This is a genomic window from Parapedobacter flavus (assembly GCF_035818675.1).
Taxonomy (GTDB): Bacteria; Bacteroidota; Bacteroidia; order Sphingobacteriales; family Sphingobacteriaceae; genus Parapedobacter; species Parapedobacter flavus.
In genome coordinates this window covers 39705-64695 of sequence record NZ_JAYKZZ010000025.1, presented here as the reverse complement: position 1 = coordinate 64695, position 24991 = coordinate 39705, and the positions used below count along the sequence as shown (strand labels likewise).

At 48.9% G+C, this 24991-nt stretch carries 27 protein-coding genes; 12 read left to right on the top strand and 15 right to left on the bottom strand.

Annotation, left to right across the window (positions count from 1 at the left end):
- Window positions 1-36: 36 nt before the first annotated feature.
- Window positions 37-1896 carry a tRNA uridine-5-carboxymethylaminomethyl(34) synthesis enzyme MnmG gene (mnmG, locus tag U9S71_RS18060; RefSeq protein ID WP_326329107.1) on the top strand — a complete coding sequence of 620 codons (1860 nt, stop codon included), beginning with the start codon at window positions 37-39 and terminating at the stop codon, window positions 1894-1896.
- Between the two features lie 80 nt (window positions 1897-1976).
- Window positions 1977-3641: an Ig-like domain-containing protein gene (locus U9S71_RS18055; protein WP_326329106.1), complete on the top strand. Its 1665-nt coding sequence runs from the start codon at window positions 1977-1979 to the stop codon at window positions 3639-3641.
- 3 nt (window positions 3642-3644) lie between these two features.
- Here U9S71_RS18055 and U9S71_RS18050 read toward each other — a convergent pair whose 3' ends face one another.
- Window positions 3645-4154 (bottom strand): gamma carbonic anhydrase family protein, encoded by a 510-nt coding sequence (locus U9S71_RS18050; RefSeq protein WP_326329105.1) that lies wholly within the window; start codon window positions 4152-4154, stop codon window positions 3645-3647.
- An 18-nt stretch (window positions 4155-4172) separates the two neighbouring features.
- Window positions 4173-5759, bottom strand: a complete 1587-nt coding sequence (nadB, locus tag U9S71_RS18045; protein ID WP_326329104.1) for an L-aspartate oxidase — start codon at window positions 5757-5759, stop codon at window positions 4173-4175.
- A 442-nt stretch (window positions 5760-6201) separates the two neighbouring features.
- On the opposite strand from nadB, the gene nadA reads away from it, so the two are divergent.
- Together nadA and thiL are read left to right on the top strand one after the other, a co-directional pair.
- On the top strand, window positions 6202-7197 hold the full coding sequence (gene nadA / locus U9S71_RS18040; protein ID WP_326329103.1) for a quinolinate synthase NadA: 996 nt from the start codon (window positions 6202-6204) through the stop codon (window positions 7195-7197).
- Window position 7198: 1 nt separating this feature from the next.
- Window positions 7199-8236, top strand: coding sequence for a thiamine-phosphate kinase (gene thiL / locus U9S71_RS18035; protein WP_326329102.1), 1038 nt, complete (start codon window positions 7199-7201; stop codon window positions 8234-8236).
- Between the two features lie 24 nt (window positions 8237-8260).
- Here the strand turns inward: thiL and acnA are convergent, their stop codons facing one another.
- On the bottom strand, window positions 8261-10984 hold the full coding sequence (acnA, locus tag U9S71_RS18030) for an aconitate hydratase AcnA (protein WP_326329101.1): 2724 nt from the start codon (window positions 10982-10984) through the stop codon (window positions 8261-8263).
- Between the two features lie 193 nt (window positions 10985-11177).
- Between acnA and U9S71_RS18025 the strand changes: the two genes are divergently transcribed.
- Window positions 11178-11369: a cold-shock protein gene (locus U9S71_RS18025; RefSeq protein WP_090626780.1), complete on the top strand. Its 192-nt coding sequence runs from the start codon at window positions 11178-11180 to the stop codon at window positions 11367-11369.
- A gap of 42 nt (window positions 11370-11411) precedes the next feature.
- Here U9S71_RS18025 and U9S71_RS18020 read toward each other — a convergent pair whose 3' ends face one another.
- The 4 genes from U9S71_RS18020 to U9S71_RS18005 form a co-directional block, all read right to left on the bottom strand.
- Window positions 11412-12500 carry an AI-2E family transporter gene (locus tag U9S71_RS18020; protein ID WP_326329100.1) on the bottom strand — a complete coding sequence of 363 codons (1089 nt, stop codon included), beginning with the start codon at window positions 12498-12500 and terminating at the stop codon, window positions 11412-11414.
- On the bottom strand, window positions 12500-12730 hold the full coding sequence (locus tag U9S71_RS18015) for a 4a-hydroxytetrahydrobiopterin dehydratase (RefSeq protein WP_326329099.1): 231 nt from the start codon (window positions 12728-12730) through the stop codon (window positions 12500-12502). Before U9S71_RS18015 ends, U9S71_RS18020 begins: the two co-directional genes overlap by 1 nt.
- Window positions 12731-12808: 78 nt before the next feature.
- Window positions 12809-13531: a DNA repair protein RecO gene (recO, locus tag U9S71_RS18010; protein ID WP_326329098.1), complete on the bottom strand. Its 723-nt coding sequence runs from the start codon at window positions 13529-13531 to the stop codon at window positions 12809-12811.
- Window positions 13532-13533: 2 nt separating this feature from the next.
- On the bottom strand, window positions 13534-13902 hold the full coding sequence (locus U9S71_RS18005) for a diacylglycerol kinase family protein (RefSeq protein WP_326329097.1): 369 nt from the start codon (window positions 13900-13902) through the stop codon (window positions 13534-13536).
- Between the two features lie 321 nt (window positions 13903-14223).
- Here U9S71_RS18005 and U9S71_RS18000 point away from each other — a divergent pair, with 321 nt between their 5' ends.
- Complete coding sequence (locus tag U9S71_RS18000) at window positions 14224-15255, top strand: LacI family DNA-binding transcriptional regulator (protein ID WP_326329096.1); 1032 nt, start codon at window positions 14224-14226, stop codon at window positions 15253-15255.
- Here the strand turns inward: U9S71_RS18000 and coaBC are convergent.
- Genes coaBC through U9S71_RS17985 form a run of 3 tightly spaced genes read right to left on the bottom strand, consistent with a single transcriptional unit; the run spans window position 15245 to window position 17693 of the window.
- The gene (gene coaBC, locus U9S71_RS17995) at window positions 15245-16450 is read right to left on the bottom strand and encodes a bifunctional phosphopantothenoylcysteine decarboxylase/phosphopantothenate--cysteine ligase CoaBC (protein ID WP_326329095.1); all 1206 of its coding nucleotides are present in this window, start codon (window positions 16448-16450) and stop codon (window positions 15245-15247) included. The genes U9S71_RS18000 and coaBC overlap by 11 nt on opposite strands.
- Window positions 16450-16782 (bottom strand): DNA-directed RNA polymerase subunit omega, encoded by a 333-nt coding sequence (locus U9S71_RS17990; protein ID WP_326329094.1) that lies wholly within the window; start codon window positions 16780-16782, stop codon window positions 16450-16452. The genes coaBC and U9S71_RS17990 overlap by 1 nt, the downstream gene beginning before the upstream one ends.
- Before the next feature lie 20 nt (window positions 16783-16802).
- Complete coding sequence (locus tag U9S71_RS17985; RefSeq protein ID WP_326329093.1) at window positions 16803-17693, bottom strand: outer membrane protein assembly factor BamD; 891 nt, start codon at window positions 17691-17693, stop codon at window positions 16803-16805.
- Window positions 17694-17863: 170 nt separating this feature from the next.
- On the opposite strand from U9S71_RS17985, the gene U9S71_RS17980 reads away from it, so the two are divergent.
- The 6 genes from U9S71_RS17980 to U9S71_RS17960 all read left to right on the top strand — a co-directional run bounded on the left by U9S71_RS17980 (window position 17864) and on the right by U9S71_RS17960 (window position 20790).
- Window positions 17864-18148: a NifU family protein gene (locus tag U9S71_RS17980; protein WP_326329092.1), complete on the top strand. Its 285-nt coding sequence runs from the start codon at window positions 17864-17866 to the stop codon at window positions 18146-18148.
- 69 nt (window positions 18149-18217) lie between these two features.
- Window positions 18218-18862, top strand: coding sequence for a hypothetical protein (locus U9S71_RS17975; RefSeq protein ID WP_326329090.1), 645 nt, complete (start codon window positions 18218-18220; stop codon window positions 18860-18862).
- 430 nt (window positions 18863-19292) lie between these two features.
- Window positions 19293-19682 (top strand): hypothetical protein, encoded by a 390-nt coding sequence (locus U9S71_RS17970; protein ID WP_326329089.1) that lies wholly within the window; start codon window positions 19293-19295, stop codon window positions 19680-19682.
- 120 nt (window positions 19683-19802) lie between these two features.
- Window positions 19803-20093 carry a hypothetical protein gene (locus U9S71_RS17965; RefSeq protein ID WP_326329088.1) on the top strand — a complete coding sequence of 97 codons (291 nt, stop codon included), beginning with the start codon at window positions 19803-19805 and terminating at the stop codon, window positions 20091-20093.
- A gap of 64 nt (window positions 20094-20157) precedes the next feature.
- Window positions 20158-20286, top strand: coding sequence for a putative polyvalent protein kinase domain-containing protein (locus U9S71_RS21100; protein ID WP_436410339.1), 129 nt, complete (start codon window positions 20158-20160; stop codon window positions 20284-20286).
- Between the two features lie 258 nt (window positions 20287-20544).
- Window positions 20545-20790, top strand: a complete 246-nt coding sequence (locus U9S71_RS17960; protein ID WP_326329087.1) for a hypothetical protein — start codon at window positions 20545-20547, stop codon at window positions 20788-20790.
- A 195-nt stretch (window positions 20791-20985) separates the two neighbouring features.
- Here U9S71_RS17960 and U9S71_RS17955 read toward each other — a convergent pair whose 3' ends face one another.
- The 5 genes from U9S71_RS17955 to U9S71_RS17935 are packed head-to-tail and all read right to left on the bottom strand — an operon-like array spanning window position 20986 to window position 24978.
- Window positions 20986-22209 (bottom strand): FtsX-like permease family protein, encoded by a 1224-nt coding sequence (locus U9S71_RS17955; protein WP_326329085.1) that lies wholly within the window; start codon window positions 22207-22209, stop codon window positions 20986-20988.
- 3 nt (window positions 22210-22212) lie between these two features.
- Complete coding sequence (locus U9S71_RS17950) at window positions 22213-22854, bottom strand: MBL fold metallo-hydrolase (protein ID WP_326329084.1); 642 nt, start codon at window positions 22852-22854, stop codon at window positions 22213-22215.
- A 26-nt stretch (window positions 22855-22880) separates the two neighbouring features.
- Window positions 22881-23486 (bottom strand): gliding motility lipoprotein GldD, encoded by a 606-nt coding sequence (gene gldD, locus U9S71_RS17945; protein ID WP_326329083.1) that lies wholly within the window; start codon window positions 23484-23486, stop codon window positions 22881-22883.
- On the bottom strand, window positions 23468-24220 hold the full coding sequence (locus U9S71_RS17940) for a shikimate dehydrogenase family protein (RefSeq protein ID WP_326329082.1): 753 nt from the start codon (window positions 24218-24220) through the stop codon (window positions 23468-23470). The genes gldD and U9S71_RS17940 overlap by 19 nt, the downstream gene beginning before the upstream one ends.
- Window positions 24221-24222: 2 nt before the next feature.
- Window positions 24223-24978: a phosphosulfolactate synthase gene (locus U9S71_RS17935; RefSeq protein WP_326329081.1), complete on the bottom strand. Its 756-nt coding sequence runs from the start codon at window positions 24976-24978 to the stop codon at window positions 24223-24225.
- Between the last annotated feature and the right edge of the window lie 13 nt (window positions 24979-24991).

The following is a 24991-nucleotide window of genomic DNA, read 5'->3' as shown; positions in this document are numbered from 1 at the left end:
GACGCAATGTTCCACGTGGAACAGAATTTAAAACGGATGTTTAATAAATATAACGTTATTGTAGTAGGAGGGGGCCACGCCGGTTGCGAAGCAGCAGCCGCGGCCGCTAACATGGGTTCTTCGGTTTTGTTGATTACCATGAATATGGCCACTATTGGGCAGATGAGCTGTAATCCGGCCATGGGCGGCGTAGCAAAAGGCCAAATCGTGCGGGAAATCGATGCCATGGGTGGTTATTCCGGCATTATCGCCGATAAAACCACCATTCAGTTTCGGATGCTTAATCAGTCGAAAGGCCCGGCAATGTGGAGTCCGCGAGCCCAAAACGACCGTATGCGGTTTGCCGAAGAGTGGCGCCTACAACTGGAAGCCCTGCCCAATATCGATATCTGGCAGGATACCGTAAAGGCGATACAGGTAACCAACGGAAGGGCCACGGGCGTTGTCACTTCACTCGGGATTGGTATCGATGCCGACGCAGTCATCCTCACGAACGGGACCTTCCTGAACGGGACCATCCACATCGGCGAAAAAAAGTTTGGCGGAGGAAGGACCGCAGAAAAGGCCGCCACCGGACTTACCGAGCAGCTTGTCGACCTAGGTTTCGAATCCGGCCGGATGAAAACCGGTACACCGCCCCGTGTAGACGGCCGGAGTCTCGACTATACTAAAATGGAAGAACAGTGGGGCGACGAGCAACGGGGTCGTTTTTCATTCACCGATGTCGAACTTCCAACGGAACAACGCTGCTGCTGGATTACCTATACCAACGAAGCCGTACACGAAAAATTGAAGGAAGGCTTTGAAAAATCACCTATGTTTACCGGACGGATTCAAGGCCTAGGCCCCCGGTATTGCCCTTCCATCGAAGATAAAATCAATCGCTTTGCCGAGCGAGACCGCCACCAAATCTTTGTGGAGCCAGAAGGTTGGAAAACCGTCGAAATTTATGTGAACGGTTTTTCCACTTCCCTTCCCGAAAACATCCAGCAACAGGCGCTCCAACTCATACCAGGCTTCGAAAACGCTAAAATGTTCCGCCCTGGATATGCCATCGAGTATGACTTTTTTCCTCCTTTACAGCTGGATCTTACCTTGGAAACGCACCTCGTAAAACACCTATTTTTTGCAGGTCAGATAAACGGTACTACAGGGTATGAGGAAGCCGCTAGCCAAGGCCTCATCGCCGGAATCAACGCCCATCAACGGATCCACGACGGACACGAACTCATTTTGAGACGGTCGGAATCCTATATAGGTGTCTTGATTGACGATTTGGTAACCAAAGGCACCGATGAGCCTTACCGCATGTTCACTTCGCGCGCTGAACACCGTCTTCTTCTGCGCCAAGACAATGCAGATGTGCGGCTAACATCCCTAGCACATGAACTCGGAATGATTGGCGATGATCGTCTGGAAAAGGTCAGAAATAAGATTTCGTCCGCAGCGCAAATCGTTGATTACCTCCGGAAAAATTCCGTCGGAGCCGAGGGAATGAATCCGATCCTATCGAAATTGGACTCCAGTCCGATTACACAGAAAACCCGCTTGTTTAACATTCTTAGTCGCCCCCACGTGCATATCGGTCACGTAGCGCAAGCGGACCCCAAACTCGCAGCGCTGCTGGCGAACCGCAACAGCGAAATTATAGAGCAGGCGGAAATCCAAGTGAAATACGAAAGCTATTTCAACAAGGAAACAGAAATTGTAAATAAAATGAAGCGAATGGAAGATCAGGAAATCAATCCCAATTTCGACTATTCGAACTTAATATCCTTATCAAAAGAAGCCCGCGAAAAACTTATTAAGGTAAAACCACGGACGCTGGGCCAAGCATCGCGGATTTCAGGCGTTTCGCCGTCAGATATTTCCGTTTTAATGGTTCATTTAAACTAATTCATTGATTAACAGTTGTTTATATCATATTTTAATCGAACCCCATAAATCACCCACAAGAGACTTTCTCGGTTTTTGCAATGACAGACACATCGGAAAATAAAAATCGCTTAAATCGCCTAAAAACAGGGTCTATCGGAAAATGGGTTGTCCTTCCCTTCTTTTTGGTCATTATTTCCCTAGCTTGGCAATGTGCAAGCATCCAGCAACCTCAAGGAGGGCCCAAAGATTCCATTCCCCCCACGATACTGGAAGAAACACCGCCAAACCTCACGCGGAACTTCGATGCTGAAAAAATTGTCATCCAATTCGATGAGTTCATCAAGCTTGCCAACCCATTCAAAGAAATCAGCGTATCGCCGGACCTTGAACAACCTATCAATCCCCGGGTGAGGCGTAAAAATATAGAGATTACACTTCCGGACTCTCTAGAAGAGAACACCACCTATACGATCAACTTCGGGAAAGCCATCGGCGATTTCAACGAAGGCAATCCGTTACTCAACTACAGCTATGTGTTTTCCACTGGCGACATCATCGATTCCCTGGCCATTTCTGGAAAAGTGATCAATGCATTTACCAAATTACCCGAGAAAGAAATCGCAGTCTTACTTATACCCACCCGCCAAGACTCTATTTTCGGTAAGCGTAAAGCCAATATCTTCACACTTACGGATACCGCTGGCACGTTCAGGCTACAGAATTTACGCGAAGACAATTATCGCATATATGCATTACGTGAGGAAAACAACGATCGGGTATACAATGCTCCAGGTGAACTCATCGGTTTCCTCAATGACTCCATCGTGCTCAACAAAGACACTTCGGGGATCCTTTTAGAAGTTTCGAAAGGCATACCGCGCGATTTCCGTTTGCTCGATCGGAAAATCGAACCCAATGGGAGAATTACGTTTGCTTTCAACAAACCGCTCGAGGATGCGGCGATACAGGTTATCCATCCATCAAACCTCGATGCTGATAAACAGGTTGAGTACACAGTCAATAAGGATTCCGCAACATTATGGGTCAGCGATCTCACCTTTGATTCACTGAAAGTAAGCTTTAGCAACCGTGGCGAGGTGATAGATACCGTTACGATGCGTCGTGGGCGTAACGAAAAATACGACCGCGATTTCATCATCACAGACAATCTTTCTGGAAGTAAAGTTAATCGCATCCAACACGTCCAGCTCACCACCGGTTCGCCTGTCCAATCGATCGATCGTAGTAAAATTACGCTTCTCGTGGATTCCGTTCCGGTAACCAACTATCAGTTGGTTAAAGATACTGCAGCTCAACGCCGTTACCTCTTACGGTATAGTTGGCGCCCAAAGCGCGACTATATCCTCACCTTGGAAGAGGGGGCTTTCGTCGGCTATTTCTCTGATCAAAATAAGTCCGTCACCAAAACATTCACCATGGATGAAACCGAAGACTTCGGTGATATCGTGTTGAAAATTAACGTGCCGGATACCACCCATCAATACCTTATCCAGCTTATCAATGAAAAAATGGACTTCATCCATCGAAGCGTCCCCATAAAGGGATCTACAGACATCCCATTCCGTCAATTTCCCGGCGGTAAATACACCATCAGGGTGGTGTACGACGAAAATAACAACGGTAAATGGGATACAGGCGATGTTTACGAAACCAGACAACCCGAACGGGTTTGGTATCTGGGTAAAACGTTTATCATCAGGACCAACTGGGAACAAGAAGAAATCATCACGATACCCGAGTAGCCGCTACGAAAACCAGCCGGAATACATCACGTATCGATCGGGAAGCTTATCCAGCATTTCACGTTGGGCTTCCGTAATCGGTTTCACCTTACGGGCAGGAACCCCCGCATATAGATACCCGCTTTCACAGCGGGTTCCCTCCAATACCACTGCCCCTGCCGCAATGATTACATAATCTTCCACGACCACATGATCCATTACAATCGCACCCATCCCTATCAATATCCTATCCCTTAATTCGCAACCATGTACCAATGCATTATGCCCAATATTCACGAAACTACCAATGGTTGTAGGTGCTGTCCGATAGGTACAGTGGATCACCGCACCATCTTGGATATTGGTATGGGTACCGATCCGAATAGCGTTCACATCACCCCTGATAACCGCATTGAACCAAACCGAACACTGCTTTCCCAACACGACGTCGCCAACCACCGTAGCATTCTCGGCGATGAAACAATCCGATTCAATAATAGGGTACGTCCCTTCCACGGGAAGAATCAATGGCATAATCCAAGTAGTATATGTCTAAAAAATGGTGTCGACCAACTGATCGGCACGTTGCGGATAATCCGTGGTATAATGCAAACCGCGGCTTTCCTTCCGGTTCGTCGCCGATTTAATAACCAGATACGCAACCTGGATAACATTCCGAAGTTCACATAGTTTTACCGATAACCGTGTATTCTTGTAGAAACTCTCTGTTTCATCATATAGCAGGCCCAATCTCCGCATAGCCCGTTCCAGCCGGAAATCCGAACGTACAATGCCGACATAGTCACTCATCACCTTCTGCGTTTCGCGCAAATTATGGGTTACCAAAATATCCTCGTTGGAGAGTTCTGTATTCGAGTCGTCCCAATCCGGTATTTGTGTAGGCAAAACCAAACGATCCATTGAGGTCAATGCATCCCTATAAATACGGTGTGCAAATACGGTCGCCTCAAGCAACGAATTTGATGCCAACCGATTAGCACCATGCAGGCCTGTTGAAGAACATTCTCCGCACGCATACAGATTACGAATGGAAGATCGACCGTGTTCATCGACCATAATGCCCCCACAAAGATAATGTGCGGCCGGCGTTACCGGAATATAATCCCTTGCCAAATCAATTCCGATCGACAAACATTTAGCATAAATATTCGGAAAATGGGCTAATATATCCGCCTTATTCTGATGGGTAATGTCGAGTAAGACAAACTCGTCGCCCGATTTTTTCATCTCCGAATCAATGGCCCGTGCAACGATATCGCGCGGAGCCAAATCCGCCCTTTCGTCGTACTCCAGCATGAACTTATCTCCGTTTTTACGGCGGAGCACACCACCGAATCCGCGCACCGCTTCCGAAATCAAAAATGCAGGATATTCACCTGGATTATAAAGGGCCGTGGGATGAAACTGCATAAATTCCATATTCCTTACCTTTCCCTTTGCCCGGTATACCATCGCGATACCATCGCCGGTTGCAATCACCGGGTTCGTGGTACTCGAATAAATATGCCCGGCCCCACCCGAAGCCATCACAGTAACTTTACTCAAAATCCGTTCTACTTGATGGTCCACTGTATTCAATACGTACACACCGTAGCAGGTCACATCGGGCGTACTTCTATCCACAAAGTTCCCTAAATGGTGCTGGGTAATCAAATCTACGGCAAAATAATGGGTTAGTAGTTCTATATTCGGGTTTTCGTGGACCTTCTCCAGCAACACCCGTTCGATCTCGAAACCGGTGATGTCTTTATAATGGAGTACCCGGTGTTCGGAATGTCCGCCTTCTCGGGCCAAATCGTATACACCGTTAGTCTTTTTATCAAAGTGGGTTCCATAATCTATAATCTCCTGAATCCGTTTCGGTCCTTCCCTAACCACGTTTTCCACAACCTTTTCATCGCATAACCCATCTCCAGCTATCAGTGTATCAGCGATATGTTTCTCAAATGAATCGGACTTATCCACAACAACGGCAACACCGCCTTGAGCATATTTCGTATTCGATTCGTCCTCATTTGATTTGGTAATGATCATTACCTTACCATGTGACGCTGCCTTTAGGGCAAAACTCAATCCGGCTATCCCTGACCCGATAACTAAAAAATCAACCTGATGCATAAACAAAAACGGCTAAACTGACTATTTGGTTCTATGTCTGTAACCCTGTGAATAACGTGTCGATTACTCGTTGAATAAAAATGATAAATCCATCTTTTCCCGACTTACTCTATTTTCTGCACAAACCAACACCGGAAATCGTTAGAAATACACCACAATATTAACAAATCCTACCGAATAATTACTATACAAAAACATGTGGATACGAAGTTGCCTAAAAAATTAAAGTGATTGTAATTCAATACTAACACGATAATTCTCTGTTAAGAACATGTTAAGAAATAAACAATAGTCAAAAAACAAAATAAATAGCTGGTACTTTCCTCACAAAACCAACACCCTAACAAACAATAATAAATACTTTATTTAAAATACTTATTACTTATTGAAGCTGTGGGAAACTGAAAATCAAATCAATTTGTTTAGCTACCTTTGTATGGTCATGAACGGATATCTAGCTGAATTAGACAACAAAGGGTATATCGATGAACCGATCGACCCTACTTTGGATTTGGTTGAAGAAATCAACCGGCTTAAGAAAGAGAAAAACGCTATTCTTCTTGCCCATTATTATCAGGAGTCTGAGATACAAGATATAGCCGACTATATTGGCGACAGTTTGGGACTATCGCAGCAGGCGGCCAAGACCGAGGCCGATGTGATCGTCTTTGCTGGTGTTCATTTTATGGCCGAAACCGCCAAAATCCTGTCGCCGGAAAAAAAGGTATTGCTTCCGGACCTGAAAGCCGGATGCTCGTTGTCGGATAGCTGCCCACCCCACCTTTTTGCAAAATTCAAGGAACAATATCCTGACCATATTGCCATTACGTATGTGAACTGCACAGCCGAATTAAAGGCATTGAGTGATATCGTCTGCACGTCTAGTAATGCCGTCCAGATTGTGGACAGCTTGCCGATTGATCAAAAGATTATTTTCGGGCCGGATAAGAACTTGGGCGACTATGTACAGCGGAAAACAGGTCGTGATCTCGTGCTTTGGAATGGTGCTTGCATGGTACACGAAATTTTCTCTCAGGAACGTATCGACGAATTGCGGGCCGCGTATCCTGAGGCGAAATTTATTGCACACCCGGAGTGTGAGAAACACATCCTGGACGCCGCTGATTATATCGGTTCTACATCGGGTTTATTGAAATATACAAGAGAGCAGCAAGCAAGTACGTTCATTGTGGCTACCGAGAGCGGAATTATCCATCAGATGCAGAAGGCGAGCCCGCACAAAACGTTCATTCCCGCGCCCCCTGATAATACCTGTGCCTGCAACGATTGCCCGTACATGAAGCTCAATACACTCGAGAAATTATACAACTGCATGAAATTTGAGCAACCGGAAATCGTATTGCCTGCCGACGTAATTGAGCGGGCCCGGCGACCGATCGAGCGGATGTTGGAAATTTCTGCAAAATTAGGACTTTAGTATGTTTGATAATAAAGAGCACACGAATATCGGTCAGCTGGGCGAGTTTGGTTTGATCGCACACCTTACGAAAAGTGTTGAATGCTTGGAGAAGACCACAACGAAAGGTATCGGTGACGATGCTGCCGTTTTGGATTTTTCAACGGATAAGACCTTGGTATCTACCGATTTATTGTTGGAGGGCATCCACTTTGATTTACGGTATGTACCGTTCAAGCACTTGGGTTATAAGGCTATACAAGTCAATCTCAGCGACATCTATGCGATGAATGGAACGGCCACTCAGGTAACCTTTTCTATTGGCCTCTCCAGTAAGTTCTCGCTCGAAGCGATCGAGGAGTTGTACGCTGGCGCATTATTGGCGTGCAAGAATTACCAGGTGGATATGGTTGGTGGGGATACATCAACATCTGCCCAAGGATTGGTGATCAGCGTAACCAGTATCGGCCATGCAAAAGCGGAAGATATCGTTTACCGGAACGGGGCCCAAGAAGGCGACTTGATTTGTGTTTCGGGCGACCTGGGTGGTGCGTACGTGGGTTTACAGCTATTGGAACGCGAAAAGCGGATTTTTCTCGAGAACCCGTCTATCGTACCCGATCTGGAAGGGAAAGATTATATCGTGGAGCGGCAGCTCAAACCGGAGGCTCGTAGAGATATCATCCAGCTGTTGGCGTCGTTGGCTATCAAGCCTACGGCAATGATTGATGTCTCGGATGGGTTGGCTTCCGAAATCCTGCATATTTGCAACGCGTCGGAAAAAGGATGCCGGTTGTATGAGGATAAAATTCCTATCGATCAGATGACTTACGATACTGCTCGCGAATTCGCGCTCGATCCGACCATTTGCGCACTGAATGGTGGTGAGGATTACGAGCTGCTCTTTACGGTGAGCCAATCTCACTACGATAAGTTGTCCAGCCAATCTGAAATCAGTATCATTGGCCATATTACGGAAAAGGCATCAGGCCATGAACTGATTTCAAAATCAGGCAAAGTACATCCCATCAAAGCGCAGGGTTGGAATGCCTTTGGTTAATTGCGGTAGCTTAGCTGGATCCTGTTATTGTTTCAAGAACCCCCGAAGCACGTACTGCAATATTCCGCCGTGGCGATAGTATTCCACCTCGATGGCCGAGTCAAACCGGACACGTGCCTGGAATGTAACCACTTGACCATCGGCTTTCTTAGCCGTAACTTGCATCAGTTTATGTGGTTTCAACTCGCTCGAAACACCGGTGATGGAAAATATTTCCGTGCCATCCAGGCCCAATGTTTCCGCATTTTCCCCTTCGGGGTATTCCAAAGGCAATACGCCCATCCCAACAAGGTTACTGCGGTGGATACGTTCGAAACTTTCTGCAATGACGGCTTTGATGCCAAGCAGGCTTGCACCCTTAGCTGCCCAGTCCCTAGACGAGCCACTGCCATACTCCTTTCCCGCAAGTACAACCAGCGGTGTGTCTGATTCTATGTATTTCATTGCCGCATCATATACCGATAGGGTTTCACCGGTGGGGAAGTAAGTGGTATATCCGCCTTCTTTTGTGGTGATTTTATTCCGTATACGGACGTTTGCAAAGGTACCCCGCATCATGACTTCATGGTTGCCCCGGCGGGAGCCATAGGAATTGAAACCCCGGGGATCCACCCCTTTTGACACGAGGTAACGGCCGGCAGCGGAATCCGAGTTAAACGACCCTGCGGGTGATATGTGATCGGTTGTAACGGAGTCGCCAAGAGCAAGCAGCACCCGAGCGTCTTTGATATCCTGTGTAGGCTGTGGCTCATCGCTGATATCTTTGAAAAACGGAACTTCCTGTATATAGGTGGACTCGTTATTCCATCCGAAATTCTGTCCTTCTGGCGCGAGCAGTTGTTTCCAATCGTCCCCCCCATCGAATATCACATCGTAGACTGCTTTGAAATCTTCCACGCGCATGGAGCTGTTTATCGTATCCATAATCTCTTGTTGCGTGGGCCAGATATCACGCAGGTAAACCGGATTGCCGTTCGGGTCGTAATCCAAGGGTTCATTGATGAGGTCGATGTCTACGCGGCCAACCAGGGCATAAGCCACAACGAGCATAGGCGACATGAGGAAGTTCATCTTTACCTGCGGGTGTACGCGGGCTTCGAAATTCCGGTTTCCCGATAGCACAGACGCAACCACGAGATCGCCTTTATCCACCGCCTCTGCAATGTGCGGTGGCAATGGTCCGCTGTTTCCGATACACGACGTGCATCCATAACCAACGGTATGGAAGCGTAGTGCTTCCAGATCTTCCAGGAGATTAGCCCGTTGCAGGTATTTGGTTACCACTTTTGAACCCGGGGCCAAGCTGGTTTTAACCCACGTTTTTGTGCGTAGACCACGGGCCACGGCTTTCCGCGCCACGAGCCCTGCCCCCACCATCACCGCCGGGTTGGATGTATTCGTGCAACTGGTAATAGCAGCAATAGCGATACTGCCGTCACTAAGTACGTATTCCTTGTTTTTTATTTTTATCCGGACGGACCGGATATCTTCGGTTTCGACTTTGATTTCTTCCGGTTTGTGGCGGTTTTCATAAGTGAATTCACTGCCCGATCCACCTTCCGATAGCCAAGCGTGTTCCTGCCGGTTTTTAATGGGGAGGTAATTGCGTTGGTATTCCTCCTCCAGTAGATGTGAAAATTTGGTATTCAGATCTTTGACCAATATTTTGTCCTGCGGCCGTTTCGGGCCCGAAACCGTAGGTTGAAGGGTGCCCAGGTCGAGTTCAAGCACATGTGAATACTGAATTTCTTCGTTACCCGTGCGCCACAGCAGGTTTTCTTTGGAATAGTTTTCCACGAGATTGATTTGTTCTTCCGACCGGTTGGTTCGACGCATGTATTCCAAAGTCTGGTCGTCAATCGGGAAGTAAGTTACGGTACAACCAAACTCGGGAGACATGTTCGAAATGGTGGCTCGGTCGGTAACGCTGAGGTGGTCGAGTGCGTCTCCGAAAACTTCAACGAATTTTCCAACAACACCATAGTCGCGCAGCAACTTGGTAATGGTCAGCACCATATCCGTGGCGGTGCATCCAGCGGGTATTTTCCCCGTCAACTTCAGTCCGACCACCTGGGGGCACGTGAAATAAATGGGTTGACCGAGCATGGCTGCTTCGGCCTCGATACCGCCTACCCCCCAAGCGATTACGCCAATACCGTTGACCATCGGGGTATGCGAGTCCGTTCCTACCAACGTATCGGGAAAAGCCCACCCATCGCGGACAATCACACCTTTGGCAAGGTACTCGAGGTTCACCTGGTGGCATATCCCCATGCCCGGAGGCACTACGGTGAAGTCGGTGAGCGCCTGCTGGCCCCACTTGAGCAATTGGTACCGTTCGGCATTGCGCTCATACTCGAGCTCCACGTTGCTTTGGTACGAATAGTTCGTGCCGAAATAATCCACTTGTACGGAGTGGTCAATGACCAAGTCTACTGGAATGGCCGGTTTGATTTTACTGCCATCGCCCCCCTTCCGAATCACTTCTGCACGGATGGAAGCGATATCCACGACGGCGGGTACACCCGTGAAATCCTGCATCAATACCCGTGCGGGTTTAAAAGGAATATCCTTATCGGTACCTGAAGGATCCCAGTTGATCAGGGTGTCTAAATGCTCATCGGTAACCGCGAAATTATCGTGGTTGCGCAATACATTTTCAAGCAGTATACGGATGGAGAAAGGAAGTTTTGTTATTCCGCTGTTTTCTTCAGCTAGTTTTTTCAGCGATGCAGTTTGATAAGCCATGTCGTTTAGTTTATAAAATATTCCGTCTTTTTGGTAACAACAATGAAAAGGACGATAAGTGCTAAGATAAGGAAAAAAAGATTTATAACCGGGAGGTTGGGAATTTGCGTCTACTAAAAGGTAATTATTTTTGGCTGACTTACAAATAAATATATATACCTTTGGCTTTTATTATTTTTAATTTTTCAATACAATGGCAGAAGGAGTAGTAAAATTCTTCAATGAAACCAAGGGTTTTGGTTTTATCGTTCCTAACTCGGGTGAAAGTGAAATCTTCGTTCACTCGTCAGGCCTGATCGACAAAATTCGTGAAAACGACAATGTTTCTTACGATGTTGAACAAGGTAGAAAAGGACTAAATGCGGTAAATGTTAAGGTAATCTAAGGATTTCCAATCACTATATTTATTGTATTTGGCCGTCCCGCTTCAAGCGGGACGGCTTTTTTTTGTGCTGTGCGCCTCTCGGTTACCAATCAGGATTCCGTAGGGCTTTAGGGAGTTGACATGGTCAAACACCACTTTGGCGGCTCCCAGGAACGGCACGAATAGGATCATGCCTGCAACACCCCACACCAAGCTGCCGAGCAACATGGACATAATGGTAGCCAGTGCATTCAACTGAATCTTGCTTCCGGTGATTTTGGGCGTAAGGATGTAACTGTCTATTTGCTGCAGCACGATGAAGAATAGGGCTACAATGGCCGGTGTAATCAGTGAGTCGCGCGTAATCAGGGTATAAAGTACTACAATGGCGCTACCCGCTACCGAGCCGATATAGGGTATGATGTTGATAAAAGCAACCATTACACCAAAGAAAAGGGCATTTTCAATACCAATGATGGTTAGGCCGATGGTATTGATGACCGAAAAGATCAAGGCGACGATACACACGCCTGTCAAGTACGAGCTGGCCACGTCCGTGGTCTTATCAACCACACCGCGAGCTTCCTCCAAATTTGTGGGCCCGGAATAGTGGACCACCAGCGCCAGCACGAAATTTTTGAATCGACGGCGGTAGATAAGCAATAGCACGGTGTAAGCTGTGATGATTAACAAGTGGACGATAAAGGATAATATCGAACGGAAAATATCGCCGACATATTTGCCGGCAAGGGTTGAAAAGCTGTCGATCTGGTTTTGCAGATATGCTTTTTGGGTATCTATGGGCAATTGGAAATGCTCCGATATGAAATCATGCGCCGAGTTAAGCATATCGTTTAGCTTTTTCCCGATAAGCGGCATGTCGTTTCCCAGTGCAATAATCTGATCGACCAACAGGTAGCCGATACCCAAAAGCAGCACCAGCGCAAAGAGCGTACACCCCACGGCCGCCAATCCCCGCGGTATGTCAAGTCGCTCGAGCCTTCGACAAAGCGGCGCCAACAACATCGCCATCATCGTACCGATGGCGAGCGGAATAAGGAAAGGCTTAGCGAAATAGAGAATACCAAAAAAAAGCACGATAAAGAGCAAAACCTGGTTAAAGCGGGTAATCGGGTTCGTTCCTGACTGCATTATCGTACATTATCGATGGCCTGCGCGAGATTCCGGTCCTTTTCGGTCACCACGTTACCGGCGTCATGCGTGGAAAGCCATATTTCAACCTTATTCCATGTGTTGGTCCACGTAGGGTGGTGATTGTGTTGTTCGGCTAATAAGGCTACCCGAAGCATAAAGGCAAAAGCTTCGGAAAAATCCTTGAAAGTAAACGATCGATAAAGGGTGTTGTTCTGTTCTTGCCACATAGTAAGGAAATTGGTGGTTAAAATATGCATTTATGCATTGTCGAAACAACTAAAAGCTGTTTTTGTTTTCGGATCGTGTTAGTTGAGTACGGCCTCCAGCACGTCGTGTGATTTTATTTCGCCGAAGTTATCCACATGGAACTGATAGAATTCAAGAATCTTGCCGAGCAGGAATCGACGGTCGGCCAACGAAAGCCGTTGCATGTCCAACCGATCGAATGAAGTGGCCAATAGATCCGCAAACAGCGATGTATAGGGTTGTTCCAGTACCAGCGGATGTACAGGGAGACGGCTGCAAAAAACGCCATCTTTCAAATCGAAGAAGACTTGACCCGGTTTCGGCTGCGCAGGGAGGAAGCCCAGGTAGCGCGATAACTTCAGCAGGAAAAGAAGGTGGAAATTGGGTGACATTTTCTTGGTATGGTCCAGCCAAGACACCGCATTGAACACGTAATTGAACAAAGGTTCGTCGGCTGATTGCTGACGGAGGCATTTATACAGTACTTCGTTCAGAAACAGCGCGACGGCACTTTTAGCCATGTCGAAGGGAATGGTTTGAAAAGCGGGCCGTTGCCGGGCTTCGGAAATACGTTGCAGCGATGTGCTTGCGCGATGGTATACGACCATATCGAGTAGATGCAGGGGCTGCAGGATCGTAACGCCGATTTTAGCCTTCGGTTTCCGGGCGCCGTTGACCATATACGATTGCAGACCGAACTTCTCGGTAAAGACTTGGGTAACCACACTGCTTTCCGAATAATTGGTTGATTTCAATACAATACCCCGGGTCTTGTGCAGCATAATTATCCAACGACTAAAGTCCAGAGCTTCGGTAAGAGAATAATTCCACCCACCACAACGGCAAAGGTAGCCGCAACCAGCACGGCACCAGCCGCCGCATCTTTTGCCTTTTTAGCCAGCGGGTGCTCATTGGGAGACACCGTATCGACCCACGCTTCGATGGCCGTATTGACCAGCTCGGCAACAACGACCTGTGTAATACACAACGCAATCCAACACCACTCTGTCCCGCTCAGGCCAAGCCATAAACCCAGTACAATAGCAACCAGGGCCAAGGCGATATGAATCCGTAAATTCCGCTCACTGTGGTAGGATGCTACGATACCGTTAAACGCATCGGCGAAAGGATTCCGTTTCCGTTTACTCCTCATTGTCTATTAGGTCTTTCTTACGTTCATCCAATAGGCTTCTACGTTCTATTTTCCGAATGAGACTATATATAATGGTTAAAAAACCGACGCCGAAAATGACGACCCCAATTACCAATACCCATTTATAGCCTAAAAATTCGCTACGCATGAGATACAAGCCAAGCATACAAAAAGCGAGCCCTGAAGCGGTGCCAATAATTCCCCGAAGCAAGTATTTATTCATAACCTCATACTGAAAGCCTTCGACAAAGATAAGGTTTTCGCAGCATGGTGCGATTAGACTAGGAATACTTATCTTTATCGATTCATGACGTTTGTAGCATGCCTAACATAACATTACGTGATATCGCCAAGACGTTGGGTCTATCCGTTTCTACGGTATCCAAGGCATTGCGGGACAGCTATGAAATTAGCGAGGCGACCAAGAAACGCGTGGTCGATTTCGCCCAGTCGAACAATTACTTTCCGAACCGGATGGCGAAAAGCCTCAAGGAAGGCAAAAGCGGATCCATAGGGGTTGTCGTGTGTTCCATAGACAACAGCTTCGTTTCGCGGATGCTTGATGGTATTGACGGCACCTGTGTGGCGTCGGGGTATGACATCATCATCATGCAGAGTAAGGAGTCTTTGCTCCAGGAACAAGCGTGCCTAAAGCAGCTGGTGGCCCGAGGTGTCGAGGGCGTGTTGATTTCGCCCTCTGCAGAGTCGGTAGACATGTCGCATATTGATCAATTGGCGTCGGCGGGTATGCCGGTTGTGTTTTTCGATCGGATCAGTGAGCGGCCCAACACCCATCAGGTAGGCATCGATAACCGTGAGGGAGCCTTCTTGGCCACCCAGCATTTGATTGACAACGGCTACCGCCGTATCGCGATGCTCAATATTGGTCCGGATATCTATTTCGCCGACCAGCGGGGCGCGGGCTACCGCGAAGCGCTGGTTGCGAATGGGATTGACTACCGCACGGAATATGTACGGCTTTGTGCGCCGACGGATCGTGAAACACTAAAGGCAAGCGTAGCCGCCAATATACGGTCGTTTTTCGCCATGCACGATCAGCCCGAGGCCCTCTTTACCACAACCGATCAGCTTTCTACCCATAGCCTTAGCGCATTGCACGAGTTGGGTTACCGTATTCCAACCGATCTTGCGCTCATTGGCTTCAGCAATACCGAGTTTGCGGGAATGCTTACGCCGCCCCTCTCTACTGTGTACCAGCCCGCATTCGAAATCGGCAGCCAAGCGGCGGATATGCTTGTGGACTTGATTGAACGAAAAGAGCATCGGGAAATTGAAACCATCATGCTTCCAGTGCGGCTGGATGTGCGGGCGTCTAGTCAACTTATGCGTTAACCAAGGCAATGATGCGTGCGCAGATGTCGGCAGCGACTTCCGTCTTGGGCTTCAGGGCAAACGTTTCGATGGTGTTGTCTTGGCCGATGACGGTGATTTTGTTGCTATCGCCGGCAAAACCGGCGCCCGCATCGCGGGTTGAATTGAGTACGATAAAATCGAGGTTTTTCCGGCGGAGCTTTTCCTGGGCGCTGGCGCGGCCATCGTCTGTTTCCAGGGCGAAGCCCACAAGCACCTGCCCTTTCCGTTTCTGTTGACCCAACGTAGCCAGTATGTCGGTGGTTTTGATGAGCTCCAAGGCAAGATGGTGTTCGCCGCCCTTTTTGATTTTCTGATCAACCACATTCTTCGGTGTGAAATCGGCCACGGCGGCACTCATCACCGTAATGTCGGCATCGGTGAAATGGGTGATACAGGCATTGAGCATGTCGGCTGCCGAGGTGACCGGAACCATTTCTACCCCATGTGGCACCGGCAATGCCGTTGGGCCGCTCACCAGCGTCACGTCGGCACCCAAACCCACCAGCTTGGCGGCAATGGCATATCCCATTTTCCCGCTTGAGTGGTTGCCGATGTACCGTACGGGGTCGATGGCCTCGTGGGTCGGCCCGGCCGTGACCAGCGCTTTTTTTCCGGCCAATGGCTGCGGCGCGGAAAAATGCGCATCGAGGAAAGCAAGGATTTCTTCGGGCTCGGCAAGGCGCCCTTCTCCGGCTAGGCCGCTGGCCAGCTCCCCTTCTCCGGGGGGGATAATGTGGTTACCGAAGGCCTTGAGGCGATCGATATTAGACCGCGTGCTACCGTGTTGCCACATATCGAGGTCCATCGCCGGGGCCACGAAGACCGGTGATTTTGCCGACAGGTATATGGCACAAAGGAGATTGTCGCACAGTCCCTGCGCAAATTTGGCCAACGTATTAGCACTTGCCGGCGCCACAACCACCGCATCAGCTGCCAGCGCGAGGTGCACGTGGTTGTTCCACTCGCCGGAGGCGGGATGGAAATAGTCTACCAATACCGGGTTGCCCGATAAGGTGGCTAACGTAAGCGGCATGATGAAATTCGTTGCGTCGGGAGTCATCACCACCTGCACCTTAGCACCGGCTTTGACCAGCAGGCGGGTGAGGTGTGCCGATTTGTAAGCGGCAATACTACCGCATACACCCAGCAGGACGTTCTTTCCCCGGATGCTCACTACGCTTCGTTTTCCGTATCGGGATTTCTGAAGTAAACCTTGTCGTTAAGGAATTCGTCGATAGCCACCAACGAGGGTTTGGGTAAGCGTTCGTAATGTTTAGAAATCTCAATCTGCTCACGGTTTTCAAACACCTCCTCTAGGTTGTCGTTGGTGGTTGCAAACTCGGCAAGCTTACCATTCAGCTCCTCTTTAACGTCTACCGCGATTTGATTCGCGCGTTTCCCAATGATAACGATGGACTCGTAGAGATTGTCCGTCTTTTTGTCCAGTTCCCGTAAATCGCGGGTAACCGTTGTGTTGGGGGTTGTATTGCTAACTTGAGTACTCATATCTTTTGAAATATATTCTTTTAATTCGTTGTTTCGATTGCTTCTTCCGGTTCCGCTTCGGCGGTTGCCGCGGCAACCTGTGCCGCGTATTTCTGCGCTTCTTCAATGCCCTTTTCAGCATCTTGTTTGAGCTGATCGGCCTCTTTGCGGAATGAGCTCTCCGGATAATCCGCAACAAAATTGGCGTAAAAATCAAGGGCTTCACCATAACGTTCCTCCCGCCTTGCCATACGGCTTTGCTCGGCATACAGGCACTGCGCCTTGATGCTCAGGAACTCCATTTCTTCCGCATATTTTGTGTCCGGAAATTCTATCAGTACATTTTCAAACGCGATTACCGCTGCGCGGTAGTCGCCATCCAACCCCATATCGAGGTAGAGTTTGGCATTCTTGAAGGCCTTGGTTTCGAGTTTGTCGCGCAGATCGTCTATGAGGCCCGCCGCTTCCTTTGCTCGCTCGCTATCCGGATAGAGGTTGATGAAAAGCTGCAGTGCTTCGATGGCCCTGTAGGTATATTCCTGGTCGAGCCCCACCTTGGGCGACTCCAAGTAATAACAATAAGCGCCCATGTAGCGGCACTCCTCAGCGCGGGCGCTATTCGGGTAGGTATCTGTAAACTGCTTGAAATAGAACCGTGCCGATGTGTAGTCGCGTAGGTAATAGTTCGAATAAGCCCCGTAATAGTATAGATCTTCCGCTTCGGCCTGGCCCCGATACCGCTGCGCGAGATCGTCAAACAGGATGAGGGCTTTACTGTATTTTTTCTTGTTGTAATATTTCAGCGCCTCCTGATATTTCTGGGCAATGTTGTTGCTGGCACGCAGCTTTTCAAATCTGCTCTTACACCCGGCAACCATCACCACCAAGAACACCCCGGCAATCCATGCCGTTATTCGCCTGTTTATAAACATCCTGCAAAGATAAGTGAATTTAAAATACTTGTCAATTATATTTTTGGGGCAAGGTAATCCGAAAAAGTGGTGGTGCCAAGGAGTTTAACAGAGTTTAACAGATGGAGCGTGGTATGCATTAATTGGGAAAATATCCGTATCTTTACCACCTTGTAATAATCACAAAGGTTATGGAAATACGGGAAAGAGTAGAACAGGCTTTGGAATCCATCCGGCCGTATCTCGAAACGGACGGGGGGAATGTGAGCATCGAAGAGATTACGACAGAAAACGTGGTGAAGATAAAGCTGTTGGGATCCTGTGCTTCATGTGCCATGAGCATCATGACATTCAAGGCGGGTTTGGAGCAAGCCATCAGGAAGGCCGTTCCGGAGGTTACCGCCGTGGAGGCCATCAACATTACCGACATGGACGATCCGAACGCCACCATGCCCATGCCGCGGATGGGTGGATAGCCCGATTTGGCAATTTAACATTATTTAACGGGGTACAAACATACGAATACGTAGCTTTGTTGAATAGCTATGAGGATATTCCGCAACATACTAATTGTTTTGTTTACCGTTGGAACGGTGGGGGCTTCGTTTGCCCAGCAAAAGAAGCTTGTGCAGTTCAGTGGGGTTATTCACAATGCCGACACCAATGTCGTTGTGCCTTACGTGTCGGTTACCAATCTATCTTACAAGAACCAGACATTAAACGCCAACCACCAAGGCTATTTTTCGTTTGTGGCTCACGAAGGAGATACGGTCCTTTTCACCTCCGTGGGTTACCTCTCCGCGCGTGTAACCATTCCCAAGGTGCCTGAAGATAAATACACCGCGATGGTAAAGATGACGGCCGAGCTCAAGGAGTTGCCCATGGTAACCCCTTATCCGTGGGCCAGTATCGACGAGTTCAACATGGCATTCATGTCGCTCGAAATAGCAGATGATGACATTGTTGTGGCGAAGAAGAACCTTTCGCCGGAATCGCTGGCGGCACTGGCGGCGGTGACTCCCCGCAGTGCACAGGAAATACAAAGCTACAGCGCTACGCAAAACCACATCGGCCTGACCAACAAGGCGGTGAACCAGCGCATGGCCAATCCGCTTTTGAGTCCGTTCGCTTGGGGAAACTTTATCCGCCAGATTTCCGAAGGCAACAAAAGCCGGCAGCGGAATCGGTAATCCATCGGTTGGGGCCTGCGCATAAAAAGCCGTTTTCTTACCTCAAAGATTCTTAAACTGGTGAGATTTTATTTAATAACTTGAATAGACATGTGCATTTTTTTCAGAATTTGTTGCCTATTTATTGTTGTTATGTTAACTCTGCGCGTTGATCCTGCATATGCCCAGTTCCAATATGAGCGTAAAGGGATTGTAGAGAAAGAGGTTCTTCTTGTATATTTGGTGGGCGGTCAGAACGTTCTAGTACCGGGCCCGCCCGCGGTCGATAGCATCGATGCACAAGGGAAGGTCATTGAGCGCTTCAGCATGGGGTCTGCCGAAGATTTTTTTCCTATCAAATGCTGCCAAATGATAAAAAACTCCGCAATGGAGGCCCTATACCAGTGCATTACATTTCAGAGACCTCGTAAGCAATCACCCGTACATTTATATGTTTAACGACGTTTATCTTTCTTCTTCGTTGGCGAAAGGAGCACAAAATGAGTTTTATCACTCGATAGGCCATATATTTTCGGGGGCCAAATCTGAACCCCAAATCGACATGGATAAACTCAAAGCATCCAACGATGTATCTATTTGGTACAACAAAGCGTATGTCGGGAAGTTCTGGGTACTTAAGGGTGAGTGGGAAGAGTTTGAAGTTAATGAAAAGCCAGCGTCTTTACAAGGTATAACGCCCCATACCCTGAAGTTTGACCACTATAACGTTTTCCTGTTAAAAAGGATTATCAGTATAGAGCCAGTGACCAAAGTAGTCGGAAAGCCGGATGTTATTGAAGCGGTCAAGGGCCAAGCCCCCTCCCCAAAACCGAAAAATTAACGCTTAGATTTCGAGACCGTCGTTCGCCCATCAGCACGGATTGGAAATGTGATGTATAACCAAAGAGTGGTGTTGCTAACCGATTTTGGCTATATTTGAAAATATAAAAAGAAGGTTATTATGTTGACCGTCAAAATAAAAGATAAAAGATTGCAAGAACGGATTACCGAACGTGCACAGCGCTTCGGGAAAAATACGCAGGATTATGTAAATGAATTACTTGCGCTTGTTTTGCCCGATACGCAGGATGCATTGTCTTTTAAGCGATTAAATGCGGAGGACGATGGCTATGTGATAAACTTTGAGGTCGACAGCGATGATGCAATCCAAGACGCTACCCCCTTCGCAGCGGTGACGGAGACAGAAACTTACACCAAGAGCTTACGTCAGAAGGCATGGCGCAAGGAATGATACTAACTGATACATCCTTCATTATCGAATACCTACGCAATCAATCGCCGGCGGTTGAGTTTTTATCCCGGCAACAGCTAGTACTGAAATTGACAAAGTAAAAGAATTGATGACATCAAACGGTTTCGCCAGCAACCGAAATAACGAATATATAAATGCGGAATTAGGCATTACTGCTGAAGATTGCTTATGAATGGCCGGGAATACTTTGATGAAGGTAATTGGCAGAATTTAGCGCAAGCTGGACTTGGTGGTGTAGCAGTAAACAACTATCTTAATGGTTTCACTGATCTATAAGTGTTATTACGTGCTTTTTTCAATGATATCGAAGAATGAAAACAATTTCTCTCCATGGATATCATCGAGGATGGTGTTATCTGTCTCATTTTGTTTTTTGTTTTTTTCGTTTCTCGATTTATCGGGGATTATGGGTATTTTAAACGAATATATAATGAAGGGTGATCCGCTGGCTAAAAGAGGGAAGATACTGTTGCTGGCAGGTATTCCTAGTTATGCACTATGCTGGTTTATTCTTCATTATATCATTTTTACATTAGCCAAAGCATCTAAAACCGACGGACGCAGTGAACGGTATTCCTTCATTCCGACTAAAGTGGACAAAGTCATTTGTGGGTTTGTTTTGGCACTTCCGTTTATTACTTTAGCGATACATGGGTATCTGAAGCACAACGTCTAAATCACCAAGCGAGCCTAGATTAAGTTGTTATTGAAAAAATTGGCCCTACCGGCGGAAGCCCTAAATCAAAATGGTGATATGCTGCTCATCGTTTCCTTCCTTTAATCCGGCGGCCGTGGATAGCGACCTCAGGTATATTCCGAAAGTTGTGGTAAACGTAGTCTAGTCGCCCGTCGCCGAAAAAGCACGCCCACATCAAGACAACCGCACGGTCTGCTTCACGCTGAGGCGCGACGACACCAACGAAATAAGCGCAGATATAACAAATACCGTAAGGAAAACCAGCAGGAAATCGCTATACCGGATATCCACCGGATAAACTTCAGTAATCAGGTTTTCCCCTTCGCCGAACCGTACCCAGCCGAAAGCCTGTTGTGAAAGGCAAAAAAGCAGGCCCAGTACCAACCCGGCCACGCAGCCGATGAGGGAGATGAGCAATCCCTCGTAAAAGAAAATACGGCGGATGAGGCCATTGTTCGCCCCCAAGCCCATCAGTACGGAGATGTCTTTCTTTTTGTCGATGACCAGCATGGTCAGCGAGCCCACGATATTGAAGAGCGCGATGATGCCCGTAAATGCAATGATGACGAAAACGGCCCATTTTTCGGTGCGCACGATTTTGTATAGTGTGGGGTTTTGCTGCTCACGGTCTTTGATGACATAATTATCGCCTAGCGCGGCGGAAAGCTCCCGTTGCACTTTGGTGATATCGCTGCCGGGCACGAGGTTGAGCTCGATAGCCGACACACGCGAATACTCACCCACCACCTCCCGCGCAAATGCAAGGGGTACAATCAGCAGGTCGTCAAACTCGGGTTGGTATTGCAATACGCCGCTGGGCCGGATGGTCCGCATGGTGAAGTCATCCGTTGGATTGAGACCCCCCGGCGTACCGCCTTTACGCGGTGAAAAAACTTCAATCAGGCGCGACTCGTCGTCCAGCGATACACCCAACATGCCCTGCACGCGCGCGCCCATCACGGCGTAGTCCTCGCCGCTGTGGTGCAGTGCAAAGTGTCCGCGCTGCAACAGCGTATCCAGGTGTTGTGGCATCGTACTATCGGTGGACACCCCTTTGATGGTGGCGATGTATTGGGCATCCCCATACCGCAGCAATACACGCTCCTGGAGCACATCGCGGTAGCTGTGTACATCTGTCCGGCTTTTCAATAGCCCCCTGAGGACCGAATCCGCCACGAAGCCCTTGCCCGTGGCGGGCTCGATACGGAGTTCGGGCGCAAATGCGCCGAACATAGAAAGGACCAGCTTTTCCAGTCCGTTGTAAAACGACAGGATGATGATGAGCGATGCACTGCTAACCAACACGCCCACCACGCTGATACCGGAAATGATATTGACGGCATTGACCGTTTTTTTGGAGAAGAGGTAACGCTTGGCGAAATACAGTGCGGTATTCATAAGCTACCCCCTGATGAACGGGTTGGTTTTCTTTTCATGCCCGATAGTGGTCTCCGGTCCGTGGCCCGGGTACACTACCGTATCTTCCGGCAGCACGTAGAGCTGCTGGGCGATGCTATCCAACAACTGTTGGTGGTTGCCTCCCGGAAGATCGGTACGGCCGATGCTGTTCCGGAAAAGGACATCGCCCCCGATAAGGAACCCCTCAGCTTTGCTGTAAAAGCAGAGGTGTGCGGGCGAATGGCCGGGAGCAAAGATAAGCGCCAGCTCCTGCCCCCCGAACGTGACGGTGCCGATGGCCGGGAGAAATGTTTCGGCTATGGGCGATACGTCGTAGCGTATGCCCATTTGGGGGGCATAGTTCTGTACCTCTACGAGTAAGGGCAACTCGCCCTCATGGAACTGTGGCAGGAGACCATATGTATCGTATACGTACCGGTTGCCCAGTACATGGTCAATGTGGCAATGCGTATTGAGTAACAATTCCGGCTTCAGCCCTTCGGCGCTGATGAAATCGCTTAGCTTTTTTTCTTCCTGCGGGCCATACATGCCGGGATCGACGATGGCCGCGGCCCCGGTGTCATCGGATAACACATACGTATTTTCCTGATAAGGATTGCAAACGAACGATTTAATGCGGATCATAAAGGCAAATGTAGGGCTTTTGAGTTTTATTTCCACCGCAGGGAGCCAATCAACGTATCGATATCGGCTTTAAGGAATTCCAATACCGGCTGTATGGAGTCTAGCCGCGGCTTCTCGTGGAAATACAACGCCCCCCGAAGGTAGTGGCGCGTGCTGTCGGTAACGAAAAATTGGATGTTGGAGGCGGTATTGCCGCTGATTTCATACTTGAGCCCATATACGCCGGCTTCGGGGCGGCGGATGCGCTGCTGGTCGATGGCTGTGGCTTTAACGGTATGGTTGAAGGCGAATGTACGGGCATCTTCCACCAGTTGATTGAAGTTTTCCGGACTGGAAACAGCCATGTAACTCAGGTGGATGCGGGCGTTGAACTGGGGAAAGTGAACATCCACCCAGCAGGGCTGCGCACCGGCCGACCGGTCGGGTTCCATTTTTGCGTATACGGGTATGTTGAAGGTGTAGGGGCAGTCGGCAGGGGAAAAAAGTGTATAAGCTTTCTCGGGGAGCTCGATACGGAAATACCCCCGTGGCTTGGGCGAATAATGCTGCTGGCACCCCCACGCGCAGAAGGTGAGGAGAAGGAAAGAGGCAACCCATAGCCCAGAAGACGTCTTTATCCGCCGGCGTTCCATATTTCCCAGTTTCGCTCGGCTTGGCGTTCGAGCATTTCAAGTCCGTTCTTAATCGCCGCCACACGTAATTTCCCCTGTTTCAGAAACGCTGTTTCCGGCGGATTGTAAACGAGGTCGTAAAGCAGGTGCCGGTCGTCTAGCAGGTGATAGGGAATGTCGGGGCAGTCTGCCACATGGGGGAACGTACCCAACGGGGTGGTGTTGATGATGAGGGAGTGAATACCGATGACGGTAGCATCCAGCTGCGCATACGCAAGCTGTCCTTGTTGCGGCGACCGAGAGACGACCGTATGGGCGATTCCGAGCTGGCCGAGCGCATAGCAGACGGCTTTGGCTGCTCCTCCGTTGCCAAGCACGAGCGCGGCATCATGGTGGGGCTTAAGCAGGGGTCGCAACGATTCGGCAAAGCCATAGACATCGGTGTTGTAGCCGGAGAGCACGGGCTTACCGCCGTTTTGTCGCTCGATGCGGATACAATTGACCGCAGCGATGGCTTCGGCCTCGGGCGACAGCTTGTCGAGGTAATCCATTACCACAATTTTATAGGGAATGGTTACGTTGATCCCCATCAGCAGCGGGTCCTTTTCGATCAGCCCAGGGAAATCCGTAATGGCCGGGATCGGGTACAGTTCGTAGCCTACATCGGGGATGTGCTCGCGCTCGATTTTCGCATCGTAGTATTTCTTGGAAAAGGAATGCGCCAGGGGAAAGCCGATCAGCCCGAACTTCTTCATCGCTAAATAAAATTATGGAACGTATCACCACGGAGTCCCATCCGGGTGGTCTCCAAGGCGATGATTTCGTTGGTATTGATGTTGCCGAGGTTGACGTTGGGCCCCACCAGATTAATGAAATACACCTGTTGTGCTTTTAAAGGGGCCTCCCAAATGATTTTCTCGTTGGGGATCTCATTGAGTATCTCGTCGACAAGCCCCTGTCTCACTTCGCCCGACTCGCGGTAGAGGCCTACGTTACCACTTTCGCGCGACTCAGCGATCAGCCGCCATGTGCCGGCCTCCAGTTCGGCCCGCATCAGCGAAATCCATTTGTAGGGAGCCATGATTTTGGTGTTGTCTTTCGACCCGACCTCCGAGATCACGATGGTGTGTTGCGCCACTTTAGCGATGTATTCACATTTTTCCTCGTGGGGCAGTGTGATGGACCCGTCGGAGACCTCGGCATACTCCAGCTGGTATTTGTCCACCACGCGGAGGAACTCGTCGAACTGATTGCGGGCGACAAACGCCTCGAACAGGGTTCCGCCGAAATACGGATGTACGCCTGCGTCGCGATAAACGGCCAGCTTTTCCTCCAGTTGTGGGATGATATAGGCGGTGGTCCACCCCAGTTTCACAAAATCGATATACGCAGCGCCCACGGCCATGAGGTCTTCGGCCTGGCGTACGCTTAGCCCCTTGTCCATAACCATCGTTAACCCGTTATTTCGGGGCTTTTGCGTTCGTGAAGGAACATTATTAAGCTGAAAGTTCATCTATATGCGAGTT